This window comes from Curtobacterium sp. RIT-PI-V, from assembly GCF_025642935.1.
GTDB lineage: Bacteria > Actinomycetota > Actinomycetes > Actinomycetales > Microbacteriaceae > Curtobacterium.
On the sequence record NZ_JANZKM010000001.1, the window covers coordinates 125,561 to 141,048 of the forward strand.

Sequence of the window (15,488 nt, forward strand, 5' to 3'; positions counted from 1 at the left end):
CGTGCGTTCGGTGCCGGACCGGGGTGCGTCCTGCTGGGTCGGACGTGCCGGAGTGCCGCGGGGTGTGGCGCTCAGCGGACCGTGTCGTGCGCCGGCGGTTCGTCGGGGTCTCGGGGGCTTCGTCGACGCCTCGTACCGCGCGTGTTCCCACAGGGTTGTCCACAGTGTTGTCCACGACCGCCCGGATCCGTCGGACAGGAGTACTTCCCTGTCGTACCGGGGTGCGGGGCCGATCGATGACCCCACTGTAAAGGACCGGGCCGGGTGGCACCGAACGGAAGTTGTCCCCAATGTGGAGAATGGACCGCAGCGGTGTCGTCGACGCCTCCGGCACCGAGGCCGGCCCGATCGGCGTTTGACCTGCTCGCTGCTGTCACGTACCGTTAACCAGTTGACTGCGGCCGATTGGTCGCGCCCATCTGCGTCGTTCGACACCGAGCGATGACACATACATACGTGACGGCTCGCCGCGAGCAGCCGTGTGGAGAGATCATGAGCAAGCGCACCTTCCAGCCGAACAACCGTCGCCGCGCCAAGAAGCACGGCTTCCGCCTCCGCATGCGGACGCGTGCCGGCCGCGCCATCCTGTCGGCGCGTCGCGCCAAGGGCCGCACCGAGCTCTCGGCCTGATCAGGCTCACCGCCTGATCCGGTCCTCGGTCTGACCCCGGCATCGCAGTGTTGGCCAGCGCCAACCGCATCGTCCGCGGGGACGACTACCGGAACGTCGTGCGTCGTGGTCGCAAGAGCGCCACGGCGCACGTCGTCGTGTCCGTGGTCCGTCGCTCGACGGACCCCACCGGACCGTCGCGGTTCGGGTTCATCGTCGCCAAGACGGTGGGCAACGCCGTGACCCGGAACCTGATCAGGCGGCGGCTCAAGGCGATCGCGCACGGCATCCTCGCCGACTCCCCCGTGGGGTACGACGTGGTGGTGCGCGCACTGCCAGCCGCATCGCAGGCCGGATGGCCTACCCTGCTCGAAGACGTCGTGCGCTCCTTCGCGCGCGGGGTGGAGAAGGCAGCATGAACCGCACTCTGTGGACCCGGCTGGCCTGGGTCGCCGCGTTGCTCCCACGCAACGCGTGCGTCGTCGTGCTCCGCGCCTACCGTGCAGTGATCTCCCCGCTGTACGGCAACGTCTGCCGGTACCACCCGTCGTGCTCCCGGTACGCCCTCGAAGCGATCCAGCAGTACGGCGTCGTCCGCGGATCCGCGATGGGCGCCTGGCGCATCGCTCGCTGCAACCCCTGGGCTGCAGGCGGGATCGACGACGTCACGGAACGTCGTCGCCCGTTCGTCGTCAACCGGTTCGGGTTCGTCCTCGCGCCGATCCCGCAGCAGCCGCACCCCGCGGTCGGAACGGCCCGGCCGGTCCTGCTCCCCCAGCGCACTCGAAAGGCGTAGTCGTCCCCATGGACATCATCGGTACGATCCTCTGGCCGCTCAAATGGGTGGTCTCCGCCATCCTCGTCGGCTTCCACTGGATCTTCGAGAGCATCGGCATGGACCCGGGCGCGGGTATCACCTGGGTCCTCTCCATCATCTTCCTGACCTTCGTGGTCCGCGCCGCGCTGATCCCGATCTTCGTGCGGCAGATCAAGTCGCAGCGCCGTATGCTCGAGGTCGCGCCGCAGCTGAAGAAGATCCAGGACAAGTACAAGGGCAAGAAGGACCAGTTCTCGCGTGAGGCCATGAGCCGCGAGACCATGGCGCTCTACAAGGAGACGGGCACCAACCCGCTGAGCTCCTGCCTGCCGCTGCTGCTGCAGATGCCGATCTTCTTCTCGCTGTACTCCGTGCTGCACGAAGCGCAGATCAACAAGACGGGCATCGGCCTGCTCACGAACGACCTCGCGGCATCGTTCGGCAACGCGGCCCTGTTCGGTGCTCCTCTGCACGAGACGTTCACGAACGCCTCCGGGTGGGAGGTCCGTGCGATCGCCGGCTTCATGATCGTGGTCATGACGGCCTCGCAGTTCATCACGCAGCTGCAGCTCGTCGCCAAGAACATGTCGCCGGAGACCAAGGCGTCGCCGATGTACCGCCAGCAGAAGATGATGCTGTACATCCTCCCGCTGGTCTTCGTGATCTCGGGTCTGAGCTTCCCGCTCGGCGTCATGTTCTACTGGCTCGCCTCGAACGTCTGGACGATGGCGCAGCAGTACTTCGTCATCCGCAGCATGCCGACGCCCGGTTCCGAGGCGGCCCTGGCACGAGAGGCACGCCTGGCCAAGAAGGCCCAGCGTCGCGGGATCGCGAACCCGGTGCTCGCCGAGGCCGGTGCCGGTGCTGGCGCCGCCGAGATCGAGGCCGTGCGCGTCACCACCCAGCGTTCGCAGCCGGTCGGCAAGCAGCGCTCGAAGAAGAACGGGAAGAAGTAAGTGACCGAGCAGGACACCGCCGCAGCCGTCGACACCACCGCGGTCCCGGACGAGGACGGCCGTGACGAGGCCGACATCGCGGCGGACTACATCGAGGAACTCCTCGACATCTGCGACCTCGACGGAGACATCGAGATCGAGGAGCGCGCCGGTCGCGTCTACCTGTCGGTCACCGACGACGGCGAGGCGCTCCGAGTCCTCTCGAAGCCGGACACCGTCACGGCCCTGCAGGAACTCACCCGCATCGCCGTCCAGGCCGAGACGGGCGAGTTCAGTCGGCTCATCCTCGACGTGGGCGGTTCCCGTGATGCTCGTGCCGACGAGCTGCAGCGACTGGTCGACACCGCCGTCGAGCGCATCGAAGCCGGATCGTCGTCCGCAGCACTCCCCCCGATGTCATCGTACGAGCGCAAGCTGGTCCACGACCTCGTCGCTGAGAAGGGCTTCCACTCGGAGTCCGAGGGTGAGGGTCGGGACCGCCACACGGTCGTCACCCGATGACGGACGAGTCGGTGTCCTCGGCCTCCGTTCCCGCACCTTCGGACGCTGCTCCGGTGCTCGAGGCTGAGCCTGCAGCTGCGTCCGCGCTCTTCGGCGATCAGATCGAGACGGCTCGGTCGTTCACGAACGAGCTGGCTCGCCGGGGCGAGGAGCTGGGCCTGATCGGCCCGCTCGAGTTGCCTCGACTCTGGACTCGACATATCCTCAACTCTGCATTGCTTGCGCCCCTCCTGGAGGCCCGTGGCCGGGTTGCCGACGTCGGCTCGGGTGCAGGACTGCCCGGTCTCGTGCTCGCGATCGCCCGTCCGGACGTGCACTTCACGCTCATCGAGCCGATGGAGCGTCGAGTGGACTGGCTCACCAGTGAGGCGAGCCGGCTCGGACTGTCGAACGTGACGGTGGTCCGCGGCCGCGCCGAGGACGTCTCTGACGACATCGTGGTCGATCAGGTCACGGCGCGCGCCGTCAGTGCATTGTCGAAGCTCGTCCCGATGACGGTTCCACTCGTCCGCTCGGGCGGGCAGCTCATCCTGATGAAGGGTGCGCGAGTCGACGACGAGATCGACAAGGCACGCAAGGTCATCCTGCGCCAGCACCTCTCGGACGTCGAGGTCCTCGAGCTCGGGGACGGTGTGGTCGCAGAGACCACGCGCGTCTTCCGGGCTACAGTTGACTGACCCTGCGGCTCGGATCGGGACGACTGATCCCTTGCTGCTCCACGTTTCACGTGAAACATCGAACCGGGGAAGAGGCACTCGTTGAGCTCATCGACCGATTACGACGCGTCGACTCCGCTTGCTCGCGAGATCGCCGATCTCAACCGCCGGCGCCGTGCGATCGCGACGCAGCAGTTCCCGTTGCCCCCGAAGACGCGGATCATCACCGTGTCGAACCAGAAAGGCGGCGTCGGGAAGACCACGACGACCGTCAACTTGGCCGCCGGGCTCGCCCACGGTGGCGCACGGGTGCTCGTGATCGACCTCGACCCACAGGGCAACGCGTCGACGGCCCTGGGCGTCGACCACCAGGCTGAAGTCGCGAGCATCTACGACGTCATCGTCGACGAGGCTGCGATGGCCGACACCGTTCAGCGGTCCCCCGAGTCCGACACCCTCTGGTGCGTCCCGGCGACGATCCACCTGGCGGGTGCTGAGATCGAGCTCGTCTCCTTGGTCGCGCGAGAGCAGCGGCTGCGTACGGCGCTCGACCTGTACCTCCAGTCGCTGGACGAGCCGTACCACTACGTCTTCATCGACTGCCCGCCGTCCCTTGGTCTCCTGACGATCAACGCGTTCGTGGCGGCGCAGGAAGTCCTGATCCCCATCCAGTGCGAGTACTACGCGCTCGAGGGACTCAGCCAGCTGTTGCGCAACATCGAGCTCATCGAGCGGCATCTCAACCCGAACCTCCGGGTCTCGACGATCCTGCTCACCATGTACGACGGTCGGACCAACCTGGCGAACCAGGTGGCGAACGACGTGCGTGAGCACTTCGGTGACCAGGTCTTGAAGGCGATGATCCCCCGGTCCGTTCGGGTGAGTGAAGCGCCGAGTTACGGACAGAGCGTCGTCGCGTACGACGTGAACTCCACCGGGTCGCTCTCCTACTTGGAAGCGGCCGCCGAGATCGCAGCACGAGGAGCGCAAGACTGATGGCACCCAAGCGAACCGGACTCGGCCGCGGCATCGGCGCGCTCATCCCCACGGCGACGGACCAGCAGGACCGCCCCGTCGATGTGTTCTTCCCGACCGGTGGGTCGCCGGCGTCGGCACCCACCGCGGACGAACTCGTCGCCGTTCCGGGAGCCCGACTCGCGAACCTCAACCCGCTGGACGTGATCCCGAACGGGCAGCAGCCCCGCAAGGAGTTCCGCGAAGAAGAGTTGCAGGAGCTCGTCCACTCCATCCGTGAGATCGGTGTGCTGCAGCCCATCGTGGTCCGCCCGATCCCCGGGGCTGTGGGGACGGAGCCGCAGTACGAGCTCATCATGGGTGAGCGGCGCCTCCGGGCGACCAAGGAGCTCGGGCTCACAACGATTCCGGCGATCGTCAAGGAGACGCCGGACGACGCGATGCTCCGGGACGCCCTGCTCGAGAACCTGCACCGGGCGCAGCTCAACCCGCTCGAAGAAGCTTCGGCGTACCAGCAGCTCCTGGCGGACTTCGGGATCACGCAGGAACAGCTCGGTCAGCGCATCGGCCGATCGCGTCCCCAGATCACCAACACCATCCGTCTGCTGCGGCTCCCCTCCCCCGTGCAGCGACGAGTCGCCGCCGGCGTACTCTCGGCCGGTCACGCCCGCGCGATCCTTGCTGCGCCCGACGCCGAGGCGATGGAGTACCTCGCCGAGAAGATCGTCAACGAGGACCTGTCCGTTCGTGCTGCCGAAGCGATCGCGCAGCAGTTGGCCACGAAGACTCCGCCGAAGACCGCGCCGCAGCCCTCCAAGAACCAGGCGCACTTCAACGACCTTGCTGAGCGCATCGGTGACCGCCTGAACACACGGGTCAAGATCGCTGTGGGTGCCCGGAAGAGCTCCGTGACCATCGACTTCGCGAACGGCGACGACCTCAATCGCATCCTGTCGGAGCTCGGGATCAGCGACGTCTCGTCCTGACGGCTCGCCGACGGCGCTGTGCGGCCCGTAGGGGGCTTCGCAGGCCCGGTACGGGTGTCGGTGCCACCGAGGGAGAATTCGACCCGATACGGGGCGCGGAGCGGTTCGACTGATCGAAGTTCACGAGCAGCGAACGGGAAGGCCGGACGTTTCACGTGGAACACTGCAAAGCTCAAATCATGAGATTCCGGAATCCCGAGCCGCTCTGGCGTGACGTCGTCGGTCAAGAACTCCGCGCTCGTCGCCGTGGCCGCGGGGACACCCTGCACGACGTCGCTCGCCGTGCAGGGGTGTCGCCGCAGTACTTGTCGGAGATGGAACGGGGGCGGAAGGAGCCTTCGAGCGAGATGCTGGCAGCCGTGGCGGGCGCACTCGAGAGCTCGTTGCTGGACTTGACCGCATCGGCAGCAGAACAGCTTCGCGAGCGAGCACGTTCGGCAGGTACCGGTGGCGAACAAGTGCGGAGCGCGTTCGTTCTCGCAGCGTGACGCTTCGCCAGTCAGCGTCGAGTGATCACGTGGTCCACGAGCCCGTACTGCTGGGCCTGACGGGCCGTGAAGACGCGATCGTGATCCGTGTCGGCTCGGAGTCGGTCGACACTCTGGCCGCTGTGCTGGGTGAGTAAGTCCTCGATCTCGGCCCGGATCCGGACGACCTCGTCGGCCTGCAGGATGAGCTCGGGAATTGCCCCCTGTCCCTGAGCAGCGGGCTGGTGGAGCACCACCCGAGCGTGCGGCAGGGCCGATCGCTTTCCTTCGGCGCCCGCGGCGAGCAGGACGGCTCCGACACCGATTGCCTGTCCGACGCAGGTGGTCGCGACGGCGGGGCGGATGAACCGCATGGTGTCGTAGACGGCGAGCATGGCACTCGGGTCGCCGCCGTCGCAGTTGACGTAGAGCTGGACGTCCGAGTCCGGGTTGTCTGACTCGAGGAACAGGAGTTGCGCGATGAGGGCATTGGCGACGCCAGCATCGATCGCGGTACCGACGTAGATGATCCGCTCGGTGAGCAGGTGCGAGTAGACGTCCAGGACCCGGTCGCCGCGAGCATCCCGCGCGATGACGTTCGGGATCGTGTACGCGCTCAACGGTCTCCCTCCCCTGCCGCGGATCCGCCGAAGCCCGTCACCGTGGAGCGGGGCTGCTGGGGCCGGATCACCGAGAAGTCCTCGACGATCACGTCGACGAACCCGTAGTCGAGGGCTTCCTGCGCGGAGTACCAGTGGTCGTGCAGCGAGTCCTCGAAGATGCGGTCGACCGTCTGCCCGGTGTCCGCTGCGATGAGTCCCAGCACGGTGTCGCGGGTGTCACGGAGGTGGTCTGCCTGCAGCGCCACGTCCACCGCACTCCCCCCGATCCCCGCTGATCCTTGGTGCATCAGGATCCGGCTGTGTGGCAGTGCTCGCCGTTTGCCAGGAGTACCCGAGGACAGCAGGAACTGGCCCGCACTGCAGGCGATCCCGAACGCGAGCGTGCTGACGTCGTTGGGGATCACTCTCATGAGGTCCCGCAGTGCGAGCATCGCCGGGACCGAGCCTCCGGGCGAATGGGTCCAGAGCGCGATGTCGTTCCAGGGGTCCGCCGTCGCGAGCTGTACCAGCTGCGTCATGAGGACGGTGCCGTTGTCGTCGTCGAGTGGGCCGTCGAGTACGAGCACGCGTTGGTCGAGAAGGGCACGCCGGTGCTCGGTCGTGAAGGCTGCGGGGGGTGGTGTATCGGTCATGCGTCCACCGTGCGCCGGCAGATGATCAGACGCATCCGATGCTGCTCAGAGCAGATCAGCTCTCAGCAGCGAAGCGCGGGTGTCGACGTTCCACGTGGAACATCGACGCTTGCGAACGCACGTGTTCCACGTGGAACACGGAACGTGGGAGCGTACGGATCAGGCGTGGTGGTCGCGGATCGCCTGTTCGGCGAGCTCTGCGTACGTCCACCCGAGATCGAAACCGGATGCGGAGAGTGCCTGCGGCAGCAGGGATGTCTCGGTCAGACCCGGGAGCACGTTGGCTTCGAGGAACCACGGCGTTCCGGCGCCGTCGATGATGAGGTCCACACGGGACAGGTGGCGGAGGCCGAGGGCTGCGTGTGCCGCAACGGCGGCGTCGGCTGCAGCGGTCGCGAACTTGTCAGACAGTCGAGCGGGCGTGTAGAACGTCGTCTCCCCCGCGTTGTACCGCGCCTCGAACCCGTAGATGCCGTTCCGCGGAACGATCTCGACGGCGGAGAGCGCCACCGGCCCGTCGCCCGTGTCGATGATGCCGACAGCGACCTCGGTACCGCGGATGAGCTGCTCGACCACAACGTCGTCGCAGTACGTGTAGGCCGTGACCATGGCACGCGGCAGGTCGTTGACGTCATCGACGAGTGTCACGCCCTGCGCGCTGCCGCCGCGTGCCGGCTTCACGGCGAGCGGGACCGGGTGCTCCCCCGCGATGGCCTTGAGCACCCCGACGGCGCCGAGTTCACGGAACACGTCGTGGGACAGCGTGACGGATCGAGGAGTGCGGACGCCTGCCCGCGCGACCAGCGCTGACGCCGTGGGCTTGTCCCATGCCAACCGGGCCGACGTGGAACGTGAGCCGACGAACGGGATGTCCACCGCCTCCAGGATGCCCCGCAGGGCCCCGTCTTCACCGGAGGCGCCGTGCAGAGCCGGCCACACGACATCCGGGCGGGACTCGGCGAGGGCCGGCAGCAGCAGCGCGTCGGCGTCGCGGAGGTCGACCTGCCAGCCGTACCCGGTCAGCGAGTCGGCGACTCGTCGCCCGGAGCGCAGGGAGACGTCACGTTCGTGTGAGATCCCTCCGGCGACGACGACGACGTGACGACGAGTGAGCTCAGCCATGGGGATCCTCCGGTGTGGAACGACGGTGCTGGTAGGCCACGCACCGCGGAAAAGCGCTGATCAGGAGATGTTCGGCGGCGGAGCGCTGACCGAGGACGTCTCGCGGACGACGCTGTTCGGCCGAGTCGTCGGGCCGAACGTCTCGATCAGCTCGAGTTCGTCGTTGACGACGTTGGCGAGCCGCTTCACGCCGACGCGGATCTGCTCGGGGGTCGGGTAGCAGAACGACAGACGGATGTGCCCGCCGCCACGGCCGTCCGCGTAGAAGGCCGTCCCCGGCGTGTAGGCGACGAGCTCCTTCACGGCGCGTGGCAGCATGCCCTTCGAATCGAGGGACTCAGGGAGCGTCAGCCAGACGAAGAAGCCACCGTTCGGCTTCGTCCAGGACAGGTCCGGCAGGAACTCCCCCAGTGCGGACAGCATGGCGTCACGGCGCTCTGCGTAGATGCCCCGGAAGGTGTCGACCTGACCCTTCCAGTCCGCGGCGTCCAGGTACGCGTTCACGACGTACTGCCCGAAGGAGTTCGGGGCGAGGACGGCGGACTCGTTGGCGAGCACGAGCTTCTCGCGGATGGCGTGCGGTGCGAGCGCCCAACCGACGCGGAAGCCGGGTGCGAGGGTCTTCGAGAAGGACCCCAGGTACACGACACCCTCTTCGTCGATGGAACGGATCGCCTGCGGTGCCGGCTCGTCGAACCAGAGCAGCCCGTAGGGGTTGTCCTCGAGCACCAGGATGTTGTTGGACCGGCAGATGTCGAGCACCTCGATGCGGCGCTCCCGGCTCATGGTGACGCCGGCCGGGTTGTGGAAGTTCGGGATCGTGTAGAGGAACTTGATCCGCTTGCCCTGCGTCCGGAGGTTTGCGATCGCCTCGCGCAGCGCCTCGGGCACCAGACCGAGTTCGTCGGTCGTCACGTGGACGGTCTCGGCCTGGTACGACCGGAACACACCGATCGCACCGACGTAGGACGGGGACTCGGCGAGGACGACGTCGCCCGGATCGATGAACAGCCGCGTGACGAGGTCCAGCGCGTGCTGCGAACCCGTCGTCACGACGACGTCCTCGGCACTGGCACGGATGCCCTCGAGGCTCATGACGTCCACGATGTGCTCGCGGAGGGACCGCAGACCCTGCCCGCCGCCGTACTGGAGCGCCATGGCCGCGTGCTCGTTCATGACGCGGTCCAGGGAGCCCGTGACGAGCTCTCTGGGCAGTGCGGAGACGAACGGCATGCCGCCGGCCAGCGAGACCACCTCGGGGCGCGAGGCGACGGCGAACAGGGCTCGGACCTCGGAGGCGCTCAGCCCGGCGGTGCGCTGGGCGTAGGAGTCGTACCAGGGGTCGAGGCTGTTGCCGTTCGTCATACCGTGCTCCGATCAGTGAGACATTCCCGCCACACTACGACATCGACCCCGGAAACCCGGGCTCCGCGGCGGGGGCCGATCCGCAACGGGTGGCATGCGAACGCCCCGCCCGCGTCTGCTGAGCAGGACGAGGACGGGGCGTTCGGTGGTGCTGGTGCGACCTACGCGAGGAACTCGGCGAGGTCGGCCTCGAGCGCGGGCTTCGGCTTGGCGCCGATGACGGTCTTGACGACCTCGCCGCCCTTGAAGACCTTCATCGCCGGGATCGAGGTGATCTGGTAGTTCATGGCCGACTGGGGGTTGTCGTCCACGTTGAGCTTCACGATCTCGATCTTGCCGGCGTGCTCTTCGGCGATCTGGTCGAGGATCGGCGAGACGGCGCGACACGGGCCGCACCACTCGGCCCAGAAGTCGACCAGGATCGTCTTGTCGGACTTGAGGACCTCGTCCGAGAAGGTGGCATCGGTGACAGCCTTTGCGTTGGACATGGGTGTCCTTTCGTGAGAAGTCGGTACTGGGTGTGGAACCGCGGACGGGCCCCCGGCATTCCGGGGCCGTACGGGTCAGGCGGAGATGGTGACCGGCTCGACCGGGGTCTCGCCCGCAGCAGCGTCGGTCAGCGTGTCCTCGAGGTCGGCGAGGTACTTCTCGGCGTCGAGCGCGGCGACCGCACCGGAACCGGCGGCCGTGATGGCCTGGCGGTAGGTGTGGTCGAGCACGTCGCCGGCGACGAAGACCCCGGGAACGCCGACGGCCTTGGACGTGCGGCCCTCGACGGCGATGGTGCCCTCGGGAGCGAGCTCGAGCTGACCGTGCACGAGGTGCACGCGGGGGTCGTTGCCGATCGCGATGAACAGACCGTCGAGGGCGAGTTCGCTCTCGGTGCCGTCCACGGTGTCCTTGAGGGTCACGCCGGTCACTGCGGAGTCACCCTGGATGCCGATGACCTCCTTGTTCCACGCGAACTCGATCTTCGGGTCGTTGTGGGCACGGTCCTGCATGATCTTCGACGCGCGGAGGGTGTCCCCCCGGTGGATCACGGTGACCTTGTCGGCGAAGCGGGTGAGGAACGTCGCTTCTTCCATCGCGGAGTCGCCGCCGCCGACCACGGCGATGTTCTTCTGGCGGAAGAAGAAGCCGTCGCAGGTCGCGCACCACGAGACACCGTGGCCCGAGAGGCGCTCTTCGTCGGCGATGCCGAGGTGGCGGTACGCCGAACCGGTCGCGTAGATGACCGCGAGGGCTTCGTAGGTCTCGCCGGAGCCGACGGTGACCTTCTTCACGTCGCCGGCGAGGTCGACGGAGACGGCGTCGTCGTACAGGACCTCAGCGCCGAACTTCTCGGCCTGCTCCTGCATCTTGATCATGAGGTCGGGTCCCTGGATCCCCTCGGGGAAGCCCGGGAAGTTCTCGACCTCGGTGGTCTTGGTGAGTTCCCCGCCCGTCTCGACGCTGGAGGCGACGATGAGCGGCTTGAGCTCTGCGCGCGCGGCGTAGATGCCGGCGGTGAACCCGGCCGGACCGGAACCGATGATGATGAGCTGGCGCATGCCTGATTGCCCTTCCGTTGCGTGCTGACCGGGTCAACACATGGTACCGGCGCGGCATTCCGCGACGTCCGGGAAGCGTGCGGTCAGCGACCGAGCTTGCTCTTCACCATGCCGACGGCGTTCTTGATCTCGCCGTTCTTCGTGACGACGAGCGCCCCGAAGTACACGAGGACCATGACGGCGCCGGTCAGGACGATGGTGATGAGTGCCCCGGTGCGGTCGGACATCGCGAACCCGGCCGCGGAGAACGCCCCGAAGAAGTTGACGACCAACAGGCCGACCACGCCGGCGATCAGCGCTGCGATGACGAACTGCACGTGTGAGCGGGTCACGACGGGGCCCTCGATGCTGCCGAGCTTCCGACGCACCAGGACGAGGGCGACGATCGTCTGCGCGGTCCCGGCGAGGGTGGTGCACGCGGCCACACCGATGCCGATGACGGAAGACGGGAACGTCGACACCGCGAGGGCGCCGATGACGAACAGGACCGACTGGATGCACTGCATCAGGAACGGCGTCCGGTGGTCGTGCATGGCCCAGAACACGCGCTGGATGATGAACAACATGCTGAACAGCACCAGGCCCGGCATGTAGGCGACCAGGACGGCGCCCACCTGCAGGGCACTCTCGAACGTGCCCTCGTACAGGCGACCGAACGGCACCGCGACGACCACCAGCGCCACCGACGCGAAGACCGTGAAGAGTCCGACGATGCGCAGGGACAGCGACAGGTTGCGTCGAACGGATGCCAGGTCACCGCGTTCGGCGTCGTGGCTCATCCGGGTGAAGTACGCCGTGGCGATGGAGACCGTGATGATCGAGTGCGGCAGCATGAAGATGAGCCACGCGTTGCCGAGCACCGCGTTGCCGGGTCCGTCGCCCTGACCCTTCCACGCGACCGATGACTGCACGATGCCGGCGACCTGCGTCACCAGGATCATCGCGAAGAGCCATCCGGCAGCGGTGCCCGTGGACTTGAGGCCGACGCCGCGCCACCGGAAGTCCGGTCGGAACGACAGCCCTGCACGCTTCCAGAACAGCGGGAGGAACGCCGCCTGGGCGAACACACCGAGCGAGGCGCTGCCGGCGAGGAGCGCGATCTTCGCCGGCGTCCAGTCGTCGACGGCGCTGCCGCCGCTGCCGTAGAGGGCGATGAACACCACGAGCCCGGCGATGGCGATGACGTTGTTGAGCAGCGGCGCCCAGGTGAACGGTCCGAAGACCTGCTTGGCGTTGAGCACCTCCCCCAGCAGCGAGTACATCGCGTAGAAGAGGATCTGCGGCAGGCACCAGAACGCGAAGGCGACGGCGAGGTCGGTCGCAGCAGGACCCCTGGTGTCCGAGGACGTCGTGTACAGGCGGACCAGGAGCGGTGCCAGTGCGGTCGCGACGATCGTGATGACGATGAAGACCGACCCGCCGAGCGTCACGATCTTGTTGACGTAGGCCTGCCCGCCGTCGGTGCCGTTCTTCATGGCGCGGACGATCTGCGGGATGAGCACGGCCGACAGCAGGCCACCCGCGATGAGCGCGTAGATGTTGTTCGGCAGCTGGTTCGCGACGGCGAACGCGTTCGCAGAGGGACTCGCGTTCTGCCCGATGGCGTAGGCGAGCACGAAGGTCTTGGCGAAACCGAGGATCCGGCTCACCATCGTCCCCGCCGCGAGCATCGCACTCGCACGCCCCAGGTTGCGCTCGGCGACCGGTTCCGCGTCGACGTCGGGCTGGGGCTGGGTGGCGCTGATGGTCGGCTCCTCGGGGTCGCGGGCGTCCGCGACGCGGCTGGTACGGGCGTCGGACGGGAGGCCCGGTTCGGCCCCGGCACGGGCGATCGCGTCCTGCAGGCGGTCGCCACCAGGAGCCGCGACAGCGGCCGTGCCGGAGCCGGCCACGGCGAACGCGGTGGGTGCCTCGGCGCGGTGATCCGTGCCTCCCGGTCCGGCGACCGATCCCGCGGGCGAGGCGGGCGCGCCGGGCGCACCCGGCTGCACGGCGAGCGGGCGGTTGGGGTCGTCGTCGTCCTCGTCGTCGAGTTCGCCGTTGCGACGACGGATGCGCTTCCGGATGCTGCGGAAGATGCCGAAGCCGAAGATCGCGATCAGGGCGACCGCTGCGGCGGCGGTGATGACCGTCTCCCACTGCGCCTGGACGTTGAGTTCGACGGTGGCCGGCTGGGCGATCGCGACGCCGGTCGGGCTCGACAGGGACATGGTCAGCTCGACCTTGCCGTTCGCGACGGACTGCACGGGGACGGTCGCTCGGGTCGACGAGTCCGGTTGGATCTCGACGACGATGTCGTTGCGGACCACCCGGAGGGCGGAGTTCGACGGCTGGACGGCCAGGTGCACCGTCACCGGGTAGTCGGAGCTGTTGCGGATGGAGACCGGCAGCGAGGACCGGTCGCCGAGCAGGGTCAGGCTGCTCGAGTCGACGATCCCGACCTCGGTGGTCTGCTTCGCCCAGGCGGCCGTGCGGGCGTCGACGGCGGCCGTCAGCCCGTCGTTGTCCCCCCGCCACGCGTTCGACGCGATGGCGAGCAGCCGGAGGCGCGCGGGTGCGGTCAGTTCGGCGGGGGTGTCGAGGATCGTGGCGAACGCGGAGAGCCCCTGTTCGCCCTGCACCAGGCGCTTGAGCTGTGCGATGCGGCCGGCCCCGGTGGACGCGCTGTTGAGCGTGAGTGACCCGGCGACGGCGTTCGACGCCGTGGAGAGGTCGGAGGGCGCCACCCAGGCGGTGCCCTCGAGGGCGTCGAGGGTCTGGCTGAGGCGTGCGGAGTCCGAGGGCCAGTCGCGACCGAGGGTCAGCAGGATCGGCCCCGTGGCGGTGCCGTCGCGCGCCGAGGTGGCGAGCGTCGCCGTGAGTTCGGACATCGCCGACGACCAGCTCTGGCGGTCCGGTGCGGTCGCGGCGTCACGCAGCAGGGACGACATCGACTGGTCGGACACCAGGACGTGGTCGTCACCGATCTTCTCCGACGCCGAGACCGTGGCGTTCGCGCCGGCGGAGGTGTTCCCGCTCGAGACGATGGTGGTGTCCTTGTCGGCCCGCTGCAGTGCCGTGAGATCGGCCGCGGTCACGGTGCCCTCTGCCGGCCACGCGATGGAGTCCATCGAGTAGGGGAAGTCCAGCAGCTGCTCGGTCGTGGGCAGCGTCTCCGTGGTCTCGCCCGAGCCGGCGTCGGTGGTGGCGTCGTCGCTCGGGGACGCGGTGCTGCTCGGGGTCGTCGTCTGGCCGGGCGTCGCGGTCGGGGTCGGTGCGGGGGTCTCGGCGCCGGGGAAGTTCTCGGTCTTCACGGACTGGTCGAGCGAGATCGGAGCGAGGATGCCGTCCGACCCGGCCTGGCGCAGCCCGGTGACGTCGGCGTCGGCGTACGACAGCGCGAAGGTCTCGTTGCGCAGGGACTCGAGGCGCTGGAGCCATGCGGTCGCCGCGGACGGCGCGTTCTCGCCGAGGATCCGGATCGAGGCGATGATGCGGGGGTCGACCGCGACGGCGACGTTGTGGTCCTCGGCGGCGTCGAGCTGCTGCGTGAGGGTGCCGTCCACCGAGGTCGCGGCGGCCAGGACAGCCGCGCTGAGGATGCCGTCCGTGGACTTCGGGACCGTCACCGGCATCGCCACCGAGACGCTGACCGGCACCTGCTCGAAGTCCGGGTACCAGGTGATCGCGGAGCGGGCGACGGCGAAGGTCTCACCGGCCGTGTACTCGGCCGCGATGCGTCGCGCACCGAACGAGGAGTACCCGCCGAGTGCCACGTTGCCCGAGACGATCTCGACCGAGTCGATGGTGACCGATCGGTGCGCCGGGACCTCCGGGATGTCCACCGAGTCCATCGGGGCGCCGAGGTAACCGGTCGTGGTGGTGTCGGCAAGCCAGTCGGCGAGGACGTCCCGCGTGCTCACGGAACGGAAGATGTCGAACTCGGCGGTGCCGGCGGGCAGCGCGGTGTCGGTGTCGTTCGTGACGGTCACCGAGAGGGTGAGGTCTTGGTCGCGCTGCACGATCCCACGGTTGGCGGGGGCGACCGAGATCGTGGCCTTGCCCGCATCGGCAGCAGCCGGATCAGCGAGGTGGGTCTTGGCCGACGAGACCGTCGCAGCATCGGCGTGCGGGGCGCTGACGGGCGCGACGACCAGGCCGAGCGCGACGAGGGTCGACGCGGCTGCGGCGAGCGTGGTGCGGAGGATGTGCATACGGAAGCGGGCCACGGGGTCGGTTCGGGCCGAGCA

Annotated in this window: 16 protein-coding genes; 9 read left to right on the plus strand and 7 right to left on the minus strand. The window is 68.1% G+C overall.

What is annotated here, in order from left to right; translation table 11 throughout:
* The first annotated feature begins 492 nt into the window (after positions 1-492).
* From rpmH to OGL88_RS00650, 9 genes are all read left to right on the plus strand, one after another.
* Complete coding sequence (gene rpmH, locus OGL88_RS00610) at positions 493-630, plus strand: 50S ribosomal protein L34 (RefSeq protein WP_022889115.1); 138 nt, start codon at positions 493-495, stop codon at positions 628-630.
* A 47-nt stretch (positions 631-677) separates the two neighbouring features.
* Positions 678-1,028: a ribonuclease P protein component gene (gene rnpA, locus OGL88_RS00615; RefSeq protein ID WP_123937122.1), complete on the plus strand. Its 351-nt coding sequence runs from the start codon at positions 678-680 to the stop codon at positions 1,026-1,028.
* Entirely contained in the window at positions 1,025-1,405 is a 381-nt protein-coding gene (gene yidD, locus OGL88_RS00620) for a membrane protein insertion efficiency factor YidD (protein ID WP_165901008.1), read from the plus strand. The genes rnpA and yidD overlap by 4 nt, the downstream gene beginning before the upstream one ends.
* An 8-nt stretch (positions 1,406-1,413) precedes the next feature.
* Complete coding sequence (gene yidC / locus OGL88_RS00625; protein ID WP_123292941.1) at positions 1,414-2,382, plus strand: membrane protein insertase YidC; 969 nt, start codon at positions 1,414-1,416, stop codon at positions 2,380-2,382.
* A complete protein-coding gene (locus OGL88_RS00630; protein ID WP_263054948.1) occupies positions 2,383-2,883 on the plus strand; it encodes a Jag family protein in 501 nt (166 codons plus the stop codon).
* Positions 2,880-3,560: a 16S rRNA (guanine(527)-N(7))-methyltransferase RsmG gene (gene rsmG / locus OGL88_RS00635; RefSeq protein ID WP_263054949.1), complete on the plus strand. Its 681-nt coding sequence runs from the start codon at positions 2,880-2,882 to the stop codon at positions 3,558-3,560. Before OGL88_RS00630 ends, rsmG begins: the two co-directional genes overlap by 4 nt.
* Before the next feature lie 81 nt (positions 3,561-3,641).
* Positions 3,642-4,535, plus strand: a complete 894-nt coding sequence (locus OGL88_RS00640; protein WP_276582658.1) for a ParA family protein — start codon at positions 3,642-3,644, stop codon at positions 4,533-4,535.
* Positions 4,535-5,500 (plus strand): ParB/RepB/Spo0J family partition protein, encoded by a 966-nt coding sequence (locus tag OGL88_RS00645; protein ID WP_111083675.1) that lies wholly within the window; start codon positions 4,535-4,537, stop codon positions 5,498-5,500. The genes OGL88_RS00640 and OGL88_RS00645 overlap by 1 nt, the downstream gene beginning before the upstream one ends.
* A gap of 179 nt (positions 5,501-5,679) precedes the next feature.
* Entirely contained in the window at positions 5,680-5,988 is a 309-nt protein-coding gene (locus OGL88_RS00650) for a helix-turn-helix domain-containing protein (protein WP_263089314.1), read from the plus strand.
* Positions 5,989-5,999: 11 nt separating this feature from the next.
* Here OGL88_RS00650 and OGL88_RS00655 read toward each other — a convergent pair whose 3' ends face one another.
* From OGL88_RS00655 to OGL88_RS00685, 7 genes are all read right to left on the minus strand, one after another.
* Positions 6,000-6,587 carry a ClpP family protease gene (locus tag OGL88_RS00655; RefSeq protein ID WP_263054950.1) on the minus strand — a complete coding sequence of 196 codons (588 nt, stop codon included), beginning with the start codon at positions 6,585-6,587 and terminating at the stop codon, positions 6,000-6,002.
* Positions 6,584-7,222: a ClpP family protease gene (locus OGL88_RS00660; protein WP_263054951.1), complete on the minus strand. Its 639-nt coding sequence runs from the start codon at positions 7,220-7,222 to the stop codon at positions 6,584-6,586. Before OGL88_RS00660 ends, OGL88_RS00655 begins: the two co-directional genes overlap by 4 nt.
* A gap of 159 nt (positions 7,223-7,381) precedes the next feature.
* Positions 7,382-8,344: a D-alanine--D-alanine ligase family protein gene (locus tag OGL88_RS00665; protein WP_263054952.1), complete on the minus strand. Its 963-nt coding sequence runs from the start codon at positions 8,342-8,344 to the stop codon at positions 7,382-7,384.
* A gap of 60 nt (positions 8,345-8,404) precedes the next feature.
* Entirely contained in the window at positions 8,405-9,709 is a 1,305-nt protein-coding gene (locus OGL88_RS00670; protein WP_123339332.1) for an aminotransferase-like domain-containing protein, read from the minus strand.
* Between the two features lie 161 nt (positions 9,710-9,870).
* Complete coding sequence (gene trxA, locus OGL88_RS00675; RefSeq protein WP_017887828.1) at positions 9,871-10,197, minus strand: thioredoxin; 327 nt, start codon at positions 10,195-10,197, stop codon at positions 9,871-9,873.
* A 75-nt stretch (positions 10,198-10,272) separates the two neighbouring features.
* Complete coding sequence (gene trxB, locus OGL88_RS00680; RefSeq protein WP_263054953.1) at positions 10,273-11,259, minus strand: thioredoxin-disulfide reductase; 987 nt, start codon at positions 11,257-11,259, stop codon at positions 10,273-10,275.
* 83 nt (positions 11,260-11,342) lie between these two features.
* Entirely contained in the window at positions 11,343-15,467 is a 4,125-nt protein-coding gene (locus OGL88_RS00685; protein ID WP_263089315.1) for a DUF6049 family protein, read from the minus strand.
* Between the last annotated feature and the right edge of the window lie 21 nt (positions 15,468-15,488).